Source organism: Pseudomonas sp. D3, from assembly GCF_029320995.1.
GTDB lineage: Bacteria > Pseudomonadota > Gammaproteobacteria > Pseudomonadales > Pseudomonadaceae > Aquipseudomonas > Aquipseudomonas paraveronii.
The window spans coordinates 5,688,165-5,706,939 of the sequence record NZ_CP119772.1 but is presented as its reverse complement, the minus strand read 5'-3'; the positions used below and the strand labels follow the sequence as shown (position 1 = coordinate 5,706,939).

The following is an 18,775-nucleotide window of genomic DNA, read 5'->3' as shown; positions in this document are numbered from 1 at the left end:
AAGGACGTCATGTCGCGGACAAGTGGCTTTCATCTGTGAACGGGCGGTGACTGTACCGGCGCCATCGGGGGCAAGCCCCCTCCAACACTTGAACGTGTTCACACATCAAAATGTGGGAGGGGGCTTGCCCCCGATGAGGCCGGCGGCTTCACCGCAGATCTTCAGTCGAACATGAACAGTGCGTCGTTACTGAACTGCGCCGCGAACCGATTCGGCGGCATCGGCCGCCCGAACAAGTAACCTTGCACCTCATCGCAGCCATGCTCGCGCAGGAAGTCCAGCTGTTCATGGGTCTCCACGCCCTCGGCGATCACCGCCAGGTTGAGGCTGTGGGCCATGGCAATGATCGCTCGGGCGATTTGCGCATCCTGCTCGCCGGACGGCAGGCCGTCGACGAAGGAGCGGTCGATCTTGAGCACGTCGATGGGGAATTGCTTGAGGTAGTTGAGCGACGAATAGCCGGTGCCGAAGTCGTCCACCGCGATGCTCAGGCCGAGGTTTTTCAGGCTGGCGAGGATCTGCAGGGCTTCGTTGACTTCGCGCATCAGGATACTTTCAGTCAGCTCCAGCTCCAGGCACGCCGGCGGCAGGCCGGTGTCCTTGAGGATGGTGGCGATACGCTCACCCAACTGACCGTCGGAGAACTGCCGCGCCGAGATGTTCACCGAGACTTTCGGCACCCGCACTTTGTTCTCGTGCCAGATCTTGAGCTGACGGCAGGCTTCGCTGATCACCCAGTCGCCCACGTCCACCACCAGGCCCAGCTCTTCGAGCACCGGAATAAAGTCCCCCGGCGGCACCAGGCCACGACGCGGGTGGCGCCAGCGCAGCAGAGCTTCTGCGCCGGTCAGGCGTTTGCCGTCGCCGCTGAATTGCGGCTGGTAATAGAGTACGAATTCGTTCTGGTCCAGGGCATGGCGCAGATCGCTTTCCAACTCCAGCCGCTCCAGGGCGCTGGCGTTCATGTCGGCCTGGTAGAACTGGAAGTTGTTCTTGCCGCGTTCCTTGGCGTGATACATCGCGGTGTCGGCGTTTTTCATCAACTGGCTCAGCTCGTTGCCGTCCTGCGGGCTGAGGGCGATGCCGATACTCGCGGTGACGAAGAACTCGCGGCCTTCCAGCACGAAGGGTTTGACCAGGCTGGCGAGGATTTGCTCGGCCACGTTAATCGCGCGGTTCAGCGCCAGTTCGCGGCTGGCCCGCGGCTGCAGGAGCAGGGTGAACTCGTCACCGCCCATGCGCGCCACGGTGTCGTCTTCGGCCACGCAGCCGAGCAGGCGGGTGGCCATTTCCTTGAGCATGCGGTCGCCGGCGGCGTGGCCCAGGGAGTCGTTGATCGGTTTGAAACGGTCGAGGTCGAGGAACATCAGCACCACCCACGACTTCTGCCGTTCGGCTGACTGCAGCGCGGTGTGCAGACGGTCCTGGAACAGCGTGCGGTTGGGCAGGTGGGTCAGGGCGTCGTAATAGGCCAGGCGGTGGATGCGCTGTTCGCTGGCCTTGCGCTCGCTGATATCGCTGAAAAAGCAGACATAGCTGGCCAGGTCGCCTTCATCGTCGAACACGGCGGTAATGCCGACCCAGGCCGGGTAATGCTCGCCATTACGGCGCTTGAGCCACACTTCGCCTTCCCAGGTGCTGTGCTGGTGCAACTGCTTGAGCACGTAGCGCAGGTGGGCTTCCTGTTGCTCGTCGACGGTGAGTATGTTCGGCAACTGGTCGAGCACGTCCGCTACGGCGTAGCCACTGACGCGGCTGAACGCCTCGTTGGCCTGCACGATATAGCCCGCCGGGTCGGTGATCAGGATCGCCGACGTGGAGTGCTCGAATACCGTGGCGGCCATGCGCAGGTCTTTCTCGGCGCGGCGCTGCTGGCTGATATCGCGACCCACGCCGAGGATGCCCTCGAAGGCGCCGTGCTCGTCCCACACCAACACGAGGCGCAACTCGATCGGTACTTTGCGCCCGTCGGCGCGCAGGCAGTCGAACAGGAACAGTTGGGTATGGATGTCATCACGCAACTTGGCCAGCGCCTGCACGTCGCCCAAGGCCCGGCTGACTTGCTCGACCAGGCTGTAGATGCCGGCCAATTGCTGCGGATTGGCGATGATCGACTGCCATCCATTCTTGAACACCCAGTCCACGTCATACCCCAGCACGGCGCTGACCGAGGGGCTGATGTAGTTGAGGGCGAGCCGGCTGTCGGTGGAGCAGATCACGTCGCTGATGCTTTCGGCCAGCATGCGGTAGCGCTGTTCGCTGTCCCGCAGGGATTCGCTGGCTTCAATCTGATCGGTAATGTCCTTGGCCACGCCGATGATGCGCGTGACCTGCGCGGTCTTGTCCCCGGCCAGGGCTTGCTCGCGGATATCGAAGCGGCGCCATTGGTTATTGCGGTGGCGAAAGCGTAACTGGCAGTGCAGTTGGCTCGAATAGCCGGCCTGGCGCTGCTGCTGGCGCAAGTCATGGTAATGCTCGGCGTCTTCGGGGTGCAGCAGGATTTCCCAGAAGTACTCGCCCATTTGCTCCAATTCGGCCTTGTTGTAGCCGAGGGTGTGGCCCAGGTGGTGGTTGCTGAAAATCATCCGTTGGCTGATCACATCCTGCACATACAGGTGATCAGGCACGGTGCGCACCACGTCCGACCAGAAACTCTCGCGCTCCACCAGCGACAGTTCGACCAGCTTGCGGCTGGTGATGTCGCTGATGCTGAGGATCACCGCCTTGAAGTCGTCGCGCTGTTCCGGCAGGCGCATCACCAGCCACAAGTATTGGAGGTTGCCGGCGACGTCGTTGAGCTGGATTTCCAGCTCCAACTGGCTCTGTTGGGTCAGCACCGCCTCGAGCACCTGATAGCCGATGGCCGTGGCGTTGCGCGGGCAATCGTCGATCAGGCGTTCCCAGGCTTGCTCGCACGAGCTGACGTTTAACAGGCGCACCGCCACCTGGTTGACCTCGGTGACGCGCAGTTCCCTGAGCAACTGGCGCCGCGCTTCGGGGTTGCCCTGCAGCCACTCGTGCAATTGCTCGCTTGTGTGGATCTTGGCCTTGTCGAAGAACGCATTGAGCTCCGACAGGTCAAGCACGCACAGGGCCACGCCGGTGCCTTCGAAAATATCCTGATAGCGCCGCCGGCCTTCGTTCACCTGGCGCTGACGGCGGCGCATATTCAACAGCACGATCGCCGGGACCAACGAGAAGGCAAGGCCCAGCAGGCACTTGCCGATAAACGCCGGCAGCAGTTGTTCCAGGACGGCGTTACGGTCGAAGAGGCCGCGCAGTTGCCAGTCGCTTTTGCTCAGGGGCGTGACCAGTACGCTTTTATTCAGTTCGTCCGGGGTCAGGGCGGCGGCCCAGTGTGTCGACATGCCGCTGTCACGGCTGACTACGCGGTGGTTCAGGCTATTCTCGATGGCCCACATCGGCCGCTGGCCTTGGCTGTCCTGGCGGGTCAGGCTGGCCAGGTAGTTCGGCGCCAGGCGCAGTGCCCAGTACATTTTCGAATCGCCACTGGGCTGATGCAGCAACAGATAGATGACGGTGCCGTCGTTGTCGTTGCTCAGGTAGTAGGGCTGGGAATGGCTGCGCTTGACCAGTTCCTCGAGCAAGTCGCGGTCCTGGCTGTCGTTGGCCGTGTCACGGATCATTGCGCCGCTGGGGGCGAGCAGTGCGAAGCTGCGCAGTTCCGGTAGGGAGCGCTGCAAGGTGCGCATCAAGGCCTGTTGCTGTTCGTCATTGCGCGGCGGCTCGACCATCGGCAGCAGATTCAGGGCGATCTGTGCGCTCAGGCCCATGTTCAGGCTGATTTGCTCCGCCAGGTCGGCACTGTAGTCGATGGTGTATTGCTGCTGGTTTTTCTGGTTCTGCTGCAGTTGGTCGAGCAATTGCCAGAACAATAGCGCGAGCAACATGAGGACGAGCGTCGCCAATGCGCCTTTGAGGGTGCCGTGCAGGGGCGCTCCCGGCGCTATATGAGCGGCGCGCAGGGGAGTGGGCGGCGTGACTTTGGACAAGCTGTGATCCTGCGGTTTGGCTGGACTGGCGCGCGACATGCACTATAAGCCGGGCGCCCGAAGGGCGGCTAGCATGCCTTGACTTGTGGCAAAGTGCCAGTCCCGCCTGGCTGGACTGCCTTGGCGCATTCAGGTAGCTTTGCCGGTTACGCGGGGGCGTTCCAGCCCCAGACAATCAGGCTTTTTCCGCTCGCAGGCATTGACCACGGTCAACGGCCCGCGCGGCGCATGGCCTGGCACGGGCTTCGCCCGCTCAATTCATCAGTCACTGACGCTAGGTTCACCATGGCTCAATACGTCTTCACCATGCATCGGCTGGGAAAAGTTGTTCCGCCGAAGCGGGAAATCCTGAAAAATATTTCGCTGTCCTTCTTCCCTGGCGCCAAGATCGGCGTGCTCGGCCTCAACGGTTCGGGTAAATCCACCCTGCTGAAAATCATGGCCGGCGTCGACACCGAGTTCGAGGGCGAAGCTCGCCCGATGCCCGAACTGAACATTGGCTACCTGCCACAGGAGCCGATCCTGGACCCGACCAAGACCGTGCGTGAAGTGGTCGAGGAAGCCGTCAGCGTGATCAAGAACGCTCAGGCCCGCCTGGACGAGGTCTACGCCGCCTACGCCGAACCGGACGCCGACTTCGACAAACTGGCTGCCGAACAGGCCAAGCTCGAAGCGATCCTGCAGGCCGGCGACGGTCACAACCTGGAGCGCCAGCTGGAAGTCGCCGCCGATGCGCTGCGCCTGCCTGCGTGGGACGCCAAGATCGAATTCCTGTCCGGTGGTGAGAAGCGCCGTGTGGCCCTGTGCCGCCTGCTGCTGTCGGCCCCCGACATGCTGCTGCTCGACGAACCGACCAACCACTTGGACGCCGATTCTGTCGCCTGGCTGGAACATTTCCTTCACGATTTCCCGGGCACCGTGGTTGCGATCACGCACGACCGGTACTTCCTGGACAACGTTGCCGGCTGGATTCTCGAACTCGACCGTGGTGCCGGTATCCCCTACGAGGGTAACTACTCCGGTTGGCTCGAAGCCAAGTCCGACCGTCTGGCCGCCGAATCCAAGCAGCAGTCGGCCCATGAAAAAGCCATGAAGGAAGAACTGGAGTGGGTGCGCAAAGGCGCCAAGGCCCGCCAGTCCAAATCCAAGGCCCGCCTGCAACGCTTTGAAGAAATGCAGTCGCAGGAATTCCAGAAACGCAGCGAAACCAACGAGATCTACATCCCGGCCGGTCCGCGCCTGGGTGACAAGGTCATCGAATTCAAGAACGTTTCCAAAGGCTACGGCGATCGCGTACTGATCGATAACCTGTCGTTCTCGATGCCAAAAGGTGCAATCGTCGGCGTTATCGGCGGTAACGGTGCGGGTAAATCCACACTGTTCCGCATGCTGATGGGCAAGGAAACCCCGGACTCCGGCACCATCGAAGTCGGTGAAACCGTGCAACTGGCCTGCGTCGACCAGAGCCGCGAAGACCTCGACGGCAGCAAGACTGTGTTCCAGCAGATTTCCGACGGTTCCGACCAGATCCGCATCGGCAACTATGAAATCCCGTCGCGCACCTACGTCGGCCGTTTCAACTTCAAGGGTGGCGACCAGCAGAAGTTCGTCAAGGACCTGTCCGGTGGTGAACGCGGTCGCTTGCACCTGGCCCTGACCCTGAAAGAGGGCGGCAACGTGCTGCTGCTCGACGAACCGTCCAACGACCTCGACGTTGAAACCCTACGTTCCCTGGAAGAGGCCTTGCTGGACTTCCCGGGCGCCGCCATTGTGATCTCTCACGATCGGTGGTTCCTTGACCGCGTCGCGACCCACATCCTGGCGTATGAAGACGACTCCCAGGCGGTGTTCTTCGAAGGTAACTACACCGAGTACGAAGCGGATCGCAAGAAACGCTTGGGCGAAGCCGCTGCCCAGCCGCACCGTGTACGTCACAAAAAATTGGCCTGATTTGGGTCGGTTTGGAAAAAGCGGAGCCTTCGGGCTCCGTTTTTTTTGCCCATTAATTTCTGACGAACATCGATCAAATGTGAGAGGGGCGGCGCGACGATTCGACTTGCCCCCGATAGCAGTTTTTCAGTTGGTGCATGACGCTGTTTTGAAATTCCTTTTTAAGTGCGATAAATGCCTGTTTTTCAGGTTTATTTATATCCAATGCACCATTTAAATTCACAAAAGCGACATTTTGCCCTGTCGCGGTGCGAAATGAATTGATAAAGTCCGGCTCAATCGCCCTTAACGACAATAAATTTGCCGAGACTTTTCATGATCGAATCCGTTGAATCCTTCCTCGCCCGTCTCAAGAAACGCGACCCCGACCAGCCGGAATTCCACCAGGCCGTAGAAGAAGTCCTACGCAGCCTGTGGTCGTTTCTTGAAGCCAACCCCCACTACCTGACCTCGGGCATTCTGGAGCGCATCTGCGAGCCGGAACGTGCGATTACTTTCCGGGTGTCGTGGGTCGATGATCACGGCAAGGTGCAGGTCAATCGCGGTTTCCGTATCCAGATGAACAGCGCCATCGGCCCCTACAAGGGCGGTCTGCGCTTTCACCCGTCGGTCAACCTGGGTGTGCTGAAATTCCTCGCCTTTGAACAGACCTTCAAAAACTCCCTGACCTCGCTGCCCATGGGCGGCGGCAAAGGCGGCTCGGACTTTGACCCCAAGGGCAAGAGCGACGCCGAAGTGATGCGCTTCTGCCAGGCATTCATGAGTGAGTTGTACCGCCATATCGGCGCGGACGTGGACGTACCCGCCGGCGATATCGGGGTGGGCGCCCGCGAGATCGGCTTCCTGTTCGGCCAGTACAAACGCCTGAGCAACCAGTTCACCTCGGTGCTGACCGGTAAGGGCATGACCTACGGCGGCAGCTTGATCCGCCCCGAAGCCACCGGTTTTGGCTGTGTGTACTTCGCTGAAGAAATGCTCAAGCGCGATGGCCTGCGGGTTGAAGGCAAGCGCGTGGCGGTCTCCGGCTCCGGCAACGTGGCGCAATACGCTGCGCGCAAGGTCATGGATTTGGGCGGCAAGGTGATTTCGCTGTCCGACTCCGAAGGCACCCTGTATGCCGAAAGCGGTTTGACCGAGGCGCAATGGTCGGCGCTGCTGGAGTTGAAAAACGTCCAGCGCGGTCGCATCAGCGAACTGGCAGCGCGTTACGGCCTGGAGTTCCGCGCCGGTAAAACCCCGTGGGAGCTGGCGTGCGATATCGCGCTGCCGTGCGCCACCCAGAACGAACTCGACGCCGACGCTGCCCGCACCCTGTTGCGCAACGGCTGCATCTGCGTGGCCGAAGGCGCCAACATGCCGACCACCCTGGAGGCTGTGGATATCTTTATCGACGCGGGCATTCTGTTCGCCCCGGGCAAGGCGTCCAACGCCGGCGGCGTGGCGGTGAGTGGCCTGGAAATGTCGCAGAACGCCATGCGCCTGCAGTGGACCGCCGGGGAGGTGGACAGCAAACTGCACAACATCATGCAGTCGATCCATCATGCGTGCGTGCATTACGGTGAGGAGAACGGCCGGGTCAACTACGTGAAGGGCGCCAATATCGCGGGCTTCGTCAAAGTCGCCGACGCGATGCTGGCCCAAGGTATCGTCTAGGCCTCGGCCTCGATACGCAGCACGTCGATCACCTGGTCGCCGACGGGGCGCTGCCACAGCACCTCGTCGCCCACCCGGGCTCCGAGCAGCGCCCGACCCAGGGGTGAACCCCAGTTGATCAGGCCCGCGCCGGCATCGGCCTGGTCTTCTCCGACCAACTGAATGCGCTGCTGCTCGTCCTGCTCATTGGCGAAGGTCACCCAACTGCCGATCTGCACCTGGTCGGTGGAAACGGCGGGCGCCACCACCTGGGCGCTCTGCACCCGCTGGTTGAAGTAACGCAAATCCCGCTCAAGGTCGGCCTGGCGCTGTTTGTCGGCCTGTTCGCCCTTGGCGGATTCGACGCTGTATTCATGCTGCAACTGCGCGACCTTGGCCTGCAACTGCGCCAACCCGCGCGCGGTGAGGCGATTGGGTTGCTCGCTGACCTGACGCTCGACCGGTGTGTCGGCCTGCGCGGCGGCGCTGTCTTCATTTACAAAAGCTCGGCTCATGACAGTCTCCCTCTATGGAGTTTGGGCCATGTTCGCCGCACTTTAGTTTCGACGAATGTCTGAAAGCGACCTATCGCGAGCGATAAGCCTTGGCCGCGTCGCGATCCTTCTCCTGCTGCCAGGCGCGCTCGCGGTCGTTCCAATGGCTGTCTTTGTAGTCACGTAGCGCTTCGCTTTCGCGCATGGCCTTGCACTGGCGAAAGCCATCTTCCCAGCCTTCGGCGTATTCCCGCTCTTTCAGATAACGCGGCACATTCTTGCGAAACTCCCCAGTGATCACTCCCGCCGCCTGGCGACCGCTGCTGCAACCGTCATCGAAACCATCGGCAAACGCCGGTGGGTAGCCCTTGGCCAGTAACTCCTGGTGGGTCGATTGGCAACCCGACAGCCATACCATCGCACACAGCATTACTGCATACCGCCACATTGCTTGCTCCCTGGCCGTTTCACGGCTGATAGGGGAAGTCTAGAAGGGGATTCGTCGGAGGGATGTGAAAGGGGGGTGAGAAAGGTGTGGAGCATCGCGATGCTTAAGGCGAACGCTATACCTGTGGCGAGGGAGCTTGCTCCCTCGCCACCGGAAGCTAAGCCGTCTGGTTTATCGCCAGCGCAGCATGCTCAGCCAATTCCTGTTGGATAAACGCCGCGATCATCGCGCGGTACACCTGTTCGGTGACGTCTGGATTGGCGCCGACTGTGTGGGATAGGTCGCGCACTTTACTGATCACCTGTTCGACCCGCTGCGGCGCTTTGACGCCGTCGGTGTCTTTTTTGAAACGCGCCGCCTGGGAAACATACTGGCCGCGTTCGGCCAGCAGGGTGACGATTTGCTGGTCGAGGCGGTCGATGTTGCTTCGGACTTGTTCAAGCGTGGTGCAGTTAACGGCCGTGTTGAGTGAGCTCCTGATTGTGCGGGCAATGCTAACAAAGTGTGGGAGGGGGCTTGCTCCCGATTGCGGCGTGTCGGTCAGCCTATTTATAGCTGGTCCACCGCAATCGGGGGGCAAGCCACCTCCCACATTTTTAGTCAGTAGTGATACCACTTCATCTCAAGCATTACCTCATTCACCGGTGTCGCCAAGTGGCTGTACTCGCGCTGGGCGCTCAGGCGCAGGCCGAGGTTGCGCGACAATTCCCACTGCTGGTTCAGGCTGATGCTGCGCCGCACTTCGCCATTGGTGAAGAAGTCCCCCTTGGCTTCCAGGCTCAGGTTGCCCAGTGGGTTTTTCCACAGCACGCCGGTGTTAAAACCAGCGGCGGGGGAGATGGCTTCGTTGAAGTCGTTGTTGTGTTCCACGCGCACGGTGCCGAGGGCGAAGCCGAGCATGTCGTCGCGCAGTTGCCAGGTGCCGCCGGCGCCGCCGTTGACGTGGGCGACCAGGGTTTCGTCGTCGTGTTTGCCCGGCACACGTTCCAGGCCACCAGTGACTTGCCATGACCAGGGTTGTAGCAGCGCGTTGCGCGGGGTCAGTGAGCGGATAGTGGCCAGGTCCAATTGCTGCAATTGCCAGTGATTGCCTTCGTACTGGCGCAGTTTCATTTGCAGGATTTCGATCTGCGCGCCGAGGGGGAAGCCTTCGGCGTTGTCGTTGAGGTCGTGGTAGGCCATGCGCAGGCCGTATTCACCGAAGGCTTTGTCGCCACGGGTGCCGATGCCGGCTTGCCAGGTGCGCGATTCGTGGCCGTTTTCCGGCAACCCAGGAGGGGTAACTTTAAGGTCTGGCGCCGGGTTCTGGTTGATCGCACGCAGCAGTTCGAAGCTGCGTTGGGAGCGTTCGGTGTCGCGCTCCAGGCCATTGGCGCGGTAGCGGCCGAGGCGGTAGGCGGCGTCGATGATCAGGGCCTGGCGATCCTTGGCGATGGCCTTGAACGCGGGTGCCTGCAGTTGTTTCTGGTCGTCGCTGACGTTCAGCACCCATTGCTGCTCGTTGCTGTCCAGCGGCTTGGCACGTTCCAGCAACTCGCGTTCACGGGAGGGCCGGTAGTCGATTTTTTCGACCAGGCCGGCGTCTTTCACCGCCTTGACCGTGTCAGTCGGAATCGCGGTGAGCGGGAATTGCTCGGTCAGGCGCAGGCCGGGGCGGGCCACTTGCAGCAATTCCAGCAGGCGGTAGGAGCAGTTTTCGTCGAAGAAGAAGTAGTCGAACTGGATCTGCTTGAGCTCCCACACATGCTCGACCATGCGTTCGGTCTCGACCTGGGTCAGGTTCAGGCGGTATTCCCACAGGTCGCGGTTTTCCAGGCTGCGGTATTCCGAGAGTTTTTCCTGGTAGGGCACCAGGGCGAACAGGCCGGGGTAGCCGCCCATCAGGCCTTTCCAGGCGTAGAGGATGCTGTTGTCCGAGCCCTCGATATACGCGCCGAAGTTGATCGCATAGCTGAGCAGCGCGGTGTTGTTGCTCTGCACGTCCGCCTGGTCGATGCGCAGCAGGGTGTGGCCGAACATCGAGGAGGGGCTGTTGAGGTAGGCCGCCGGGAAGATCAACACCGCGCTATGGGGCGCGACGTCCTTGAACCATTGCTTGAATTCGTTGCAGTCCACGGCGGGCAGGTCGTTCAGGTGCAACTGATCCTTGAGCCAGCGGGTGCGTGCGGGGTAAACGCATTGGGCGTGTTTTTCACCCAGGCTGGCCGGCGCGTAGAGCGCGTCGACGGTGGCCTTGAGCTCCGCATCCGGGTGGTGAGCACCGTCGGCTGCGAGGAAGAATTTTTTGTCGCTGACATAGCTGCGCCAGCCACTGACTTTGCCGGCTTCGTAATGGCCCAGGGACAACCAGAACGGATCGTTGGCCAATTGCTGCAAACGTTGATCATCAAGATGCGGCGCTGCGTACAGCGGGGCGCAGGCGAAGAGTGCCATCGAGGCAAGGCGTTTGAGCATAGGGGCAACTTAAGTCGGAAAAAGTGAGACCCAAACGGGGAGGCGGGTCCAAAAGTAAAACCCGCGCCGTGGAGGGCGCGGGCAGGTCGAGCTTAAGCCTGGGTTGCGTACTTCGCCAGACGCGCATCACTTTTCAGTACAGCGAGGGTGTTGTTGTGCACATCGTCAGCGGTCACATCAGCCTTGCTGAAGATTTGCTGGAAGTGCTCATGAGTCACTGCAGCGAAGTGCTCGCGATCTTCAGGTGCAACGCCCAGTACCACGGCGTAGGTGGTCAGCGCTTCGCCATTGCCTTTGGCCATGTCTTCGGACAGCTCGTTCATCATGCCATTCATGGCAATCCACGACTTGCCGCCGTAGGTCAGGGCGCTGTTGGTGCTGCAACCGTTGGTGCCCGAGGTCATGCCGAAAGTGGCGTTGCCCGAGGTGCCGTTGGTGGTGGAAGCCAGGAAGTGCGCCGGAGTACCGCGCTGGCCGTCGAACAGCATGTTGCCCCAACCGCAGTTCGGGCCACCGGGTGATTCAGCCATTGCATTGAGGGAAACGACGGTGAAGAGAGTACCGAGAAGGATCCGTTTCATAGCTTTGTTCTCTTTGTGTGCAAACCAATGGACAAGGGGTCAGGCACTTCATAGCGCCTTAGGGGCCAGTTATTAGTCTAGCCCGCGCAGTTTGGAGTTTAGGCAGGTTCCAGGGGTTCCGTGATTTTTTATAAAACAAACAGAGATGTCGTGTTTTTTTTGTAGGACGCATGCCGTGTCTATGCTTTCCCTCAGGCTCGCCTTGCCAGAGCGCGCAACGGAGAGCCAGAATGCCGCCATCTGCCCCGCCTGATGTAAGGAAGCCCGATGCCTGATCCTGTTGCTGCCAGCTTGCGTCTAGCGCCTGACGCGCTGACTCGTCCTTTCTCCGCTGAACAGTTCAGCTTCTCGACCACCAATGATTTGGAGCCCTTTCGCGGTGTGCTTGGCCAGGAACGTGCGGTTGAAGCCTTGCAGTTCGGTGTGGCCATGCCACGCCCCGGTTACAACGTGTTTGTCATGGGCGAGCCGGGCACCGGTCGCTTTTCGTTCGTCAAACGTTACCTGAAGGCCGAAGGCAAACGCCTACAGACCCCGGCGGACTGGGTCTATGTGAATAATTTCGATGAGCCCCGCGAACCGCGCGCGCTGGAACTTCCGGCAGGCGGCGGTGCGGCGTTCATCGCCGATATCAATGGCTTGGTCGATAACCTGGTGGCGACCTTCCCGGCCGTCTTCGAACACCCGACGTATCAACAACGCAAAAGCGCCATCGACCGCGCGTTCAACCAGCGTTACGACAAGGCGTTGGACGTGATCGAGCGCCTGGCCCTGGAAAAGGACGTGGCGCTGTACCGCGACAGTACCAACATCGCATTTACCCCGATGCTCGACGGCAAGGCGCTGGACGAGGCCGAGTTCTCGCAACTGCCGGAAGTCGATCGCGAACGGTTCCATACCGATATTTCCGAACTGGAAGAGCGCCTCAACGAAGAGTTGGCCAGCCTGCCGCAGTGGAAGCGTGAGTCGAACAACCAACTGCGTCATTTCAACGAAGAAACCATCACCCTGGCCCTCCAGCCATTGCTGTCACCGTTGTCGGAAAAGTACGCGGAGAACGCTGCGGTGTGCGGTTACCTGCAAGCCATGCAGGTGTACTTGCTGAAAACCGTGGTCGAGCAATTGGTGGACGACGCCAAGACCGACGCCCAGGCCCGCAAGCTGCTCGAAGAGCAGTACTGCCCGAGCCTGGTGGTCGGCCATCCGGTCAGCGGCGGCGCACCGGTGGTGTTTGAACCGCACCCGACCTACGACAACCTGTTCGGCCGTATTGAATACAGCACCGACCAGGGCGCGCTCTACACCACCTATCGCCAGTTGCGTCCGGGCGCCTTGCACCGGGCCAACGGCGGGTTCCTGATCCTCGAAGCCGAAAAAATGCTCAGCGAGCCGTTTGTGTGGGACGCCCTCAAGCGTTCCCTGCAGTCGCGCAAGCTGAAGATGGAATCGCCGCTGGGCGAACTGGGCCGCCTGGCCACCGTGACGCTCAACCCGCAAATGATCCCGTTGCAGGTCAAGGTGATCATCATCGGTTCGCGTCAGCTGTACTACGCCTTGCAGGACGCCGATCCAGACTTCCAGGAAATGTTCCGGGTGCTGGTGGATTTCGACGAAGACATCCCGATGGTCGACGAAAGCCTGGAGCAGTTCGCGCAGTTGCTGAAAACCCGCACCTCGGAAGAAGGCATGGCGCCGCTGACCTCGGACGCGGTGGCGCGGTTGGCTACCTACAGCGCACGCCTGGCCGAACACCAGGGGCGTTTGTCGGCACGCATTGGCGATTTGTTCCAACTGGTCAGCGAGGCGGATTTCATTCGCCACCTGGCGGGCGACGAAATGACCGACGCCGGCCACATCGAACGCGCGCTGAAGGCCAAGGCTACGCGTACCGGGCGAGTGTCGGCGCGGATTCTCGACGACATGCTCGCCGGGGTGATCTTGATCGACACCGCCGGTGCGGCGGTCGGTAAGTGCAACGGGCTGACGGTGCTGGAAGTCGGTGATTCGGCGTTCGGCGTGCCGGCGCGGATTTCCGCCACGGTGTACCCGGGCGGCAGCGGTATCGTCGACATCGAGCGCGAGGTTAACCTCGGCCAGCCGATTCACTCCAAGGGCGTGATGATCCTCACCGGTTACCTGGGCAGCCGTTATGCCCAGGAATTCCCGCTGGCGATTTCTGCGAGTATCGCGTTGGAACAGTCCTACGGTTACGTGGACGGTGACAGCGCATCCCTGGGCGAGGCCTGCACTTTGATTTCGGCCTTGTCGAAAACCCCGCTCAAGCAGTGCTTTGCCATCACCGGTTCGATCAACCAGTTTGGTGAAGTGCAGGCGGTAGGTGGGGTCAACGAGAAGATCGAAGGCTTCTTCCGCCTCTGCGAAGCGCGCGGTCTGACCGGCGAACAAGGCGCGATCATTCCGCAAGCCAACGTGGCGACGCTGATGCTCGATGAGAAGGTGTTGCAGGCCGTGCGTGCCGGGCAATTCCATATCTATGCGGTGCGCCAGGCGGATGAGGCGTTGAGCCTGTTGGTCGGCGAGCCGGCCGGTGAACCGGACGCGCAAGGGCAATTCCCCGAAGGCACGGTGAATGCGCGTGTGGTAGAGCGTTTGCGTGCGATTGCCGAGATGATCAGCGAGGAAGACTTGAAGGAAGCAGAGAAAGAACTGGCGCAGCAGGCGTTGGCGGAAACCAAGCCGAGCTGAAGCGTTAACCCGCCACAAAATTGACTCCGGGTTCGGGGCCAACGCCCGTTGGTCCCTACAACCTTGGTTTGTCGCAGTTTTCTTCTATTCTGAGCATTAGGGATATCCACAGGAGTCGCAGGATAGAGACAGTCTCGCCGTGCTTGAGGCTGAACACTGATCTACCGAGGGTCGCCGCCATGCCGCGCAACCTTTGCCTCACCCGCCAGTGCCTGGGCTTGGGCACCCGTATCGAATGTTCCGTTCGCCCTCTTGCGGGGGATAACGGGATGTGGACGTTGCTGTTTGCCGCTGGAATGGCCGGCGAGCAGCCTTCCACCGTCAAGTCCGAAGGTCCGTTTCATGGGCCTTTCGTGGCCGAGACCGTTCTGCAAACGATCGTCGATAACCTGACACAGCACGGCTACGAGCTGGCGGACGAGCCGCCGATCTGGTGCCTGCATGTGCAGGCCCACCTGCGACTGCTCAACAATGGGCAGGAACGCCTGGCCCTGTAAGCCCCAATCATTTGCTTTCGGGCTTGTCCAGCTTGACCTCGAAGCCGTACTGCACGGTGCCGAGGTCGGTGCGCTGGTAGCTTTCCAGCAGGGTCGGCTGGCCATAGAAGTAATGCACGTCAAACAACGCCGTGCCGTATTCCTCGGCGCGGTGGCTGACCCCGAGAATTTCCTTGAGATAGTTGCCGCTGGCGTCCTTGGCATAGAAGCGCCAGCTGTCGGACGGGAACTGCGTCTGGTCGATGATCAGCGCGTTGTCCTTGAGCGATAGGCCCTTGGGTAGCTTGGCCACGTCGATCGTGGCTTTGTCGATGGTGGCCAGGAACAGCGGAATCGAGCCCACCACAAACGCCGGGTTCTCCGGGAACAGGTTGAGGTCGTAGGTGAGGGTGCCGCGTGCCGGGTTCAGTTCGAAGGCTTCGCTCGGCAACTCGATGGGCTCGCCGCGCGCGCCTTTTTCATCTGCCGTGAAAAACGTCACCGGGGCTTCGCTGCTGTTGCGTTCGGCGCCTGCCAGTTCGTCGTTGAAGGTAAAGGGGTGGTCAAACACGATATGCGCGGCGCTGGCATCTTCGACGGACTGGCTGATGGTCACGCTGTTTTTTAGCTGGTCCTCGGTCATTGTCGCGTTTTTGAGCCAGTTGGCAGCGCCGTCGTCATACACCGTTACCGCCATCGGCAAGGCTTGTACGGTTTTCTGCAGACTGTTTTTGTCGAAGCGCAGCACCTGCAGGTCGAGGTCCTTGTGGGTCACCGTGGCCGTGGAAAAGTCCAGTACGTCGACCTGCAGCGTGTCGATCAGGCCGTTGAAGTAGACCTTGGCGTAATGGCTGTTTTGCTGGTGTTCGAAGGTTTTTTGTTCGTCCGTCAGTTGTTTTTCAAGCGTGTCCGACCAGGCTTTCTGCTTTTGCATCTGCGCCAGTTGTTTTTCGTAGAACGCCACCTGCGCGGTACTTTCATTGATTGAGCCGGAGCGCGTGAGGAATTGCCCGGTACTGTCGCGCGCCTGGACCAGCAAAGGGTTCGGCGATTCGTCGGCGGCTTGCGCTGCCAGCGGTTCGTGGTTGGTCAGTTCGATCTCGGCGTAGTTTTTTTCCAGGCTCAGCAGCTTGAGGGTGATATTGCCCTCGGTGCGCGGGTGGCCCAGGTCTTGTTTCGACAAATCGAACGTCAGCACCTTGCCCGGTGCAATGACCTCAACCGTGCCTTTGAGGCTGACGGGCTGCGGCTGGCTTTTGTTTTCCGTCTCGATGCCGTCGATGAACGGGTAGGTCACCGTCAGGTCATCGGGGTTGGTCAGGTTGGAACTGCTGGGGCTCAACTGGATGCCGGGATCGGTTTCCGACCATTCCGGTTGGAAGGGGATGACTTTGTTGTTGCTCAAGGTCACCGACTGCCATTCCAGGCCGTGGGGGAAGGGGAACTGGTCGGGCATATTGAAGTTGAACGGGAACACCGGCTGCAGATCGGTCAGGTAGTCGGAGTGGGAGGTCTTGCGCAGTACGAACAGGCCGTTGATATAGGTGTCGACCAGCGCCTGGGGCGTGGGGTAGTGCTTGAGCAGCGCCAGGCTGTCTTCGCCGTATTCGGCTTCGATAGGCTTGGTGGCGAGCTTGACCCGCGCCCGTTCCAGTAACAGCAGCGAACCGCCAAGGTCGGCGATGGCGTCACGCAGTTTGGGGTCCTGGATACTGTCGAGCGACTGTTCGAACTGCGTGGTTTTCTCTTCGAGGGTGGTCTGCTTTTTCTCATCGCTGGGAGAGCAGCCGCCGGCCAGCAGCAATGCCGCACACAGGCCGATGCTGGCCCAAGGGGAACGCACATCCATCATCTTGAGTTTTCCTGTCCGACGTCTTTGAGCCGAGTTGATGGGCTCGACACTAGCAGAAAAATTCTCTTACAGATGCCGCCCAGGTCAGTTTTCTCACGGTTACAGGTGTTCGGGAGCCGCTGGTATACTCGCCGCCATTTTTAGCCAAGCTGTGTGAGATTCAATGGAACGCTTTATCGAAAATACGATGTACGCCTCGCGCTGGTTACTGGCGCCGATCTACCTGGGGCTCTCCCTGGGCCTGCTGATCCTGGCACTGAAATTCTTCCAGGAAATCATTCACGTCGTTCCCGGCATCTTCAGCATGCTCGAATCGGAAGTGATCCTGCTGCTGTTGTCGTTGATCGACATGGCGCTGGTCGGCGGCCTGCTGGTGATGGTGATGATCTCCGGCTACGAGAACTTCGTCTCGCAGCTGGACATCGATGAAAACAAGGAAAAGCTCAACTGGCTGGGGACCATGGACTCTTCGTCGCTGAAGATGAAAGTGGCCGCGTCCATCGTGGCGATTTCCTCCATCCACCTGCTGCGCATCTTCATGGACGCCAAGAACGTCGATCCGCAGCATTTGATGTGGTACGTGATCATCCACATGACCTTTGTGGTATCGGCGTTCGCCATGGGTTACCTGGACAAGCTCACTAAGCACTGATCCCCCGCGCCCGCCTTACTGCTCGATGAAGTAGTAAGGTTGGCGACTGATTGCCATTTCCTTGATCACCGTGACCTTGCCGGTCAGTTGGTCCGTGTTATCCAGCAGCGCGACGTTGCCGGGGGCGGCGGCCAGGTAACTGCGCAGTTCTGGCTCGGTTTGCAGAATTGGCAAGTAGGCCTGCAGATAGAACATGCTGGCGCCGTCGATGCGCTCGTTGGGCCGGAACAATGCGACTTTTTTGCCTTCGGCCTGCAGTGCCTGGATCTGACTCACTACGGGCACGAACGACTGTTTTTTGTCGGCTTTTGGCGCGAACCAGAATGCCGCGCCCAGGTAGCAGGCGATGAGCAGGGTGAACACGCCGCCGATCACGATTTTATGCGGCGCATACAGCGCCGGTTTGTGATCTTTCAGCCATTGCAGCAGTACCCGCGCGTACTCCGCAGCCAGTACGGCGGCGGCTGGCGTCAGCGCCATCAGGTACACCGTGCGCTTGCTGGAGGCCAGGGTCAGCAGGGTAAATTGCGCCACCAGCCAGACGCAGAAAAACAGAAGGTAGCGGTTGTGTACCAGGCTTTTGCGGAAGTGCCAAAGCCCCAGGTACACCAGGATATTCCACGGCAAAAAGGCTTCGGGCAGTTTGGCGATGTAGTAGTAGAACGGCTCGTAATGCCCGGCTTCGACAAACGAACCGCTGAACCGCCCGACGCTGTTGGTCCACAGCACTTCGCCCACCGCCTGCATCCCGCCGCGCTGGAACAGAAATCCCAGCCAGATCAGCAGCGGCACCAAGGCCAGCAGGGTAAACAGTGCCGGTCGCAGCCAGTCGCCGATGCGCAGGCGTTTGTCCATCCAACTGGTACACGCCAGGTACACAAAGATCACGATGCCCGGCATCGCCAGGCCCAGCACGCCTTTACTCAGGGTGGCGACCACCATCCCGGCCGTAAACAGGGCCCAGGCCCAGGTGGTTGAGCCCTGGCGCTCGGACGCCGGTCGCATCGCCTGGTAGAACGCCAGCAGCGCGGTAGTCACGCCCAGGCTGAGCAACGCATCTTCACCCACGCCGCGCACGTTGCCCCAGTAACTGGCCATGGTCGCCAGGATCAGTGCCGCGCAGAACGCCAGGATCTGCGGTCGTCCGAACCGGCGCAGCATCCCGTAGAGCAGCATCACGCTGAACAACCCGGCAAACGCTGAGGCCAGGCGCACGGCCCAGGTTGTGCCGCCAAACAAGCGGATCGCGCCGGCGTCGAGCCACAGGCTCAGGGGCGGTTTTTCAAGGAACGGCTCACGAAACAGCCGTGGCACCACCCAGTCGTTGTCCAGGTGCATGGCCATCGCGATCCCGGCGACGCGGGCTTCGGTGGAGCCTTGCAGCTCATGGCTACCAAGGGCGAAGAAGAACAACAGGCCAGCAAGCAGGAGCAGCAGAGGAACGGGACGCGTCATGGGGGCAGGATACCGGGGCAGGGGACCGTTCGGGGGAACGGCTCGTAATCGGTGAGTATAGG

General features: G+C 60.6%; 13 protein-coding genes. 5 read left to right on the top strand and 8 right to left on the bottom strand.

From position 1 onward, the window contains the following. Window positions 1–161 precede the first annotated feature (161 nt). Window positions 162–4,013, bottom strand: a complete 3,852-nt coding sequence (locus P3S72_RS26355; protein WP_276194960.1) for a bifunctional diguanylate cyclase/phosphodiesterase — start codon at window positions 4,011–4,013, stop codon at window positions 162–164. A gap of 285 nt (window positions 4,014–4,298) precedes the next feature. Here P3S72_RS26355 and ettA point away from each other — a divergent pair, with 285 nt between their 5' ends. Next, window positions 4,299–5,963, top strand: coding sequence for an energy-dependent translational throttle protein EttA (gene ettA / locus P3S72_RS26350; RefSeq protein WP_276194959.1), 1,665 nt, complete (start codon window positions 4,299–4,301; stop codon window positions 5,961–5,963). A gap of 315 nt (window positions 5,964–6,278) precedes the next feature. After that, window positions 6,279–7,616, top strand: coding sequence for an NADP-specific glutamate dehydrogenase (gene gdhA / locus P3S72_RS26345; RefSeq protein WP_276194958.1), 1,338 nt, complete (start codon window positions 6,279–6,281; stop codon window positions 7,614–7,616). Here the strand turns inward: gdhA and P3S72_RS26340 are convergent. The 5 genes from P3S72_RS26340 to P3S72_RS26320 form a co-directional block, all read right to left on the bottom strand. After that, window positions 7,613–8,110 (bottom strand): GreA/GreB family elongation factor, encoded by a 498-nt coding sequence (locus P3S72_RS26340; RefSeq protein ID WP_247397071.1) that lies wholly within the window; start codon window positions 8,108–8,110, stop codon window positions 7,613–7,615. The two genes, gdhA and P3S72_RS26340, sit on opposite strands and share 4 nt — an antisense overlap. Window positions 8,111–8,180: 70 nt before the next feature. Continuing rightward, on the bottom strand, window positions 8,181–8,537 hold the full coding sequence (locus P3S72_RS26335) for a hypothetical protein (protein WP_276194957.1): 357 nt from the start codon (window positions 8,535–8,537) through the stop codon (window positions 8,181–8,183). Between the two features lie 157 nt (window positions 8,538–8,694). Next, entirely contained in the window at window positions 8,695–9,018 is a 324-nt protein-coding gene (locus P3S72_RS26330; RefSeq protein ID WP_276197997.1) for a chorismate mutase, read from the bottom strand. 119 nt (window positions 9,019–9,137) lie between these two features. After that, complete coding sequence (locus P3S72_RS26325; RefSeq protein WP_276194956.1) at window positions 9,138–10,991, bottom strand: DUF4105 domain-containing protein; 1,854 nt, start codon at window positions 10,989–10,991, stop codon at window positions 9,138–9,140. 92 nt (window positions 10,992–11,083) lie between these two features. Beyond that, window positions 11,084–11,572, bottom strand: a complete 489-nt coding sequence (locus P3S72_RS26320; protein WP_276194955.1) for a DUF3015 domain-containing protein — start codon at window positions 11,570–11,572, stop codon at window positions 11,084–11,086. A gap of 267 nt (window positions 11,573–11,839) precedes the next feature. On the opposite strand from P3S72_RS26320, the gene P3S72_RS26315 reads away from it, so the two are divergent. Beyond that, a complete protein-coding gene (locus tag P3S72_RS26315; RefSeq protein ID WP_276194954.1) occupies window positions 11,840–14,278 on the top strand; it encodes an AAA family ATPase in 2,439 nt (812 codons plus the stop codon). A gap of 179 nt (window positions 14,279–14,457) precedes the next feature. Beyond that, complete coding sequence (locus P3S72_RS26310) at window positions 14,458–14,775, top strand: hypothetical protein (RefSeq protein WP_276194953.1); 318 nt, start codon at window positions 14,458–14,460, stop codon at window positions 14,773–14,775. A gap of 7 nt (window positions 14,776–14,782) precedes the next feature. Here P3S72_RS26310 and P3S72_RS26305 read toward each other — a convergent pair whose 3' ends face one another. After that, on the bottom strand, window positions 14,783–16,606 hold the full coding sequence (locus P3S72_RS26305; RefSeq protein ID WP_276194952.1) for a hypothetical protein: 1,824 nt from the start codon (window positions 16,604–16,606) through the stop codon (window positions 14,783–14,785). 163 nt (window positions 16,607–16,769) lie between these two features. Between P3S72_RS26305 and P3S72_RS26300 the strand changes: the two genes are divergently transcribed. Further along, a complete protein-coding gene (locus P3S72_RS26300; RefSeq protein WP_276194951.1) occupies window positions 16,770–17,258 on the top strand; it encodes a TIGR00645 family protein in 489 nt (162 codons plus the stop codon). A gap of 15 nt (window positions 17,259–17,273) precedes the next feature. Here P3S72_RS26300 and P3S72_RS26295 read toward each other — a convergent pair whose 3' ends face one another. Next, window positions 17,274–18,713 (bottom strand): glycosyltransferase family 39 protein, encoded by a 1,440-nt coding sequence (locus tag P3S72_RS26295; protein WP_276194950.1) that lies wholly within the window; start codon window positions 18,711–18,713, stop codon window positions 17,274–17,276. Window positions 18,714–18,775: the final 62 nt, after the last annotated feature.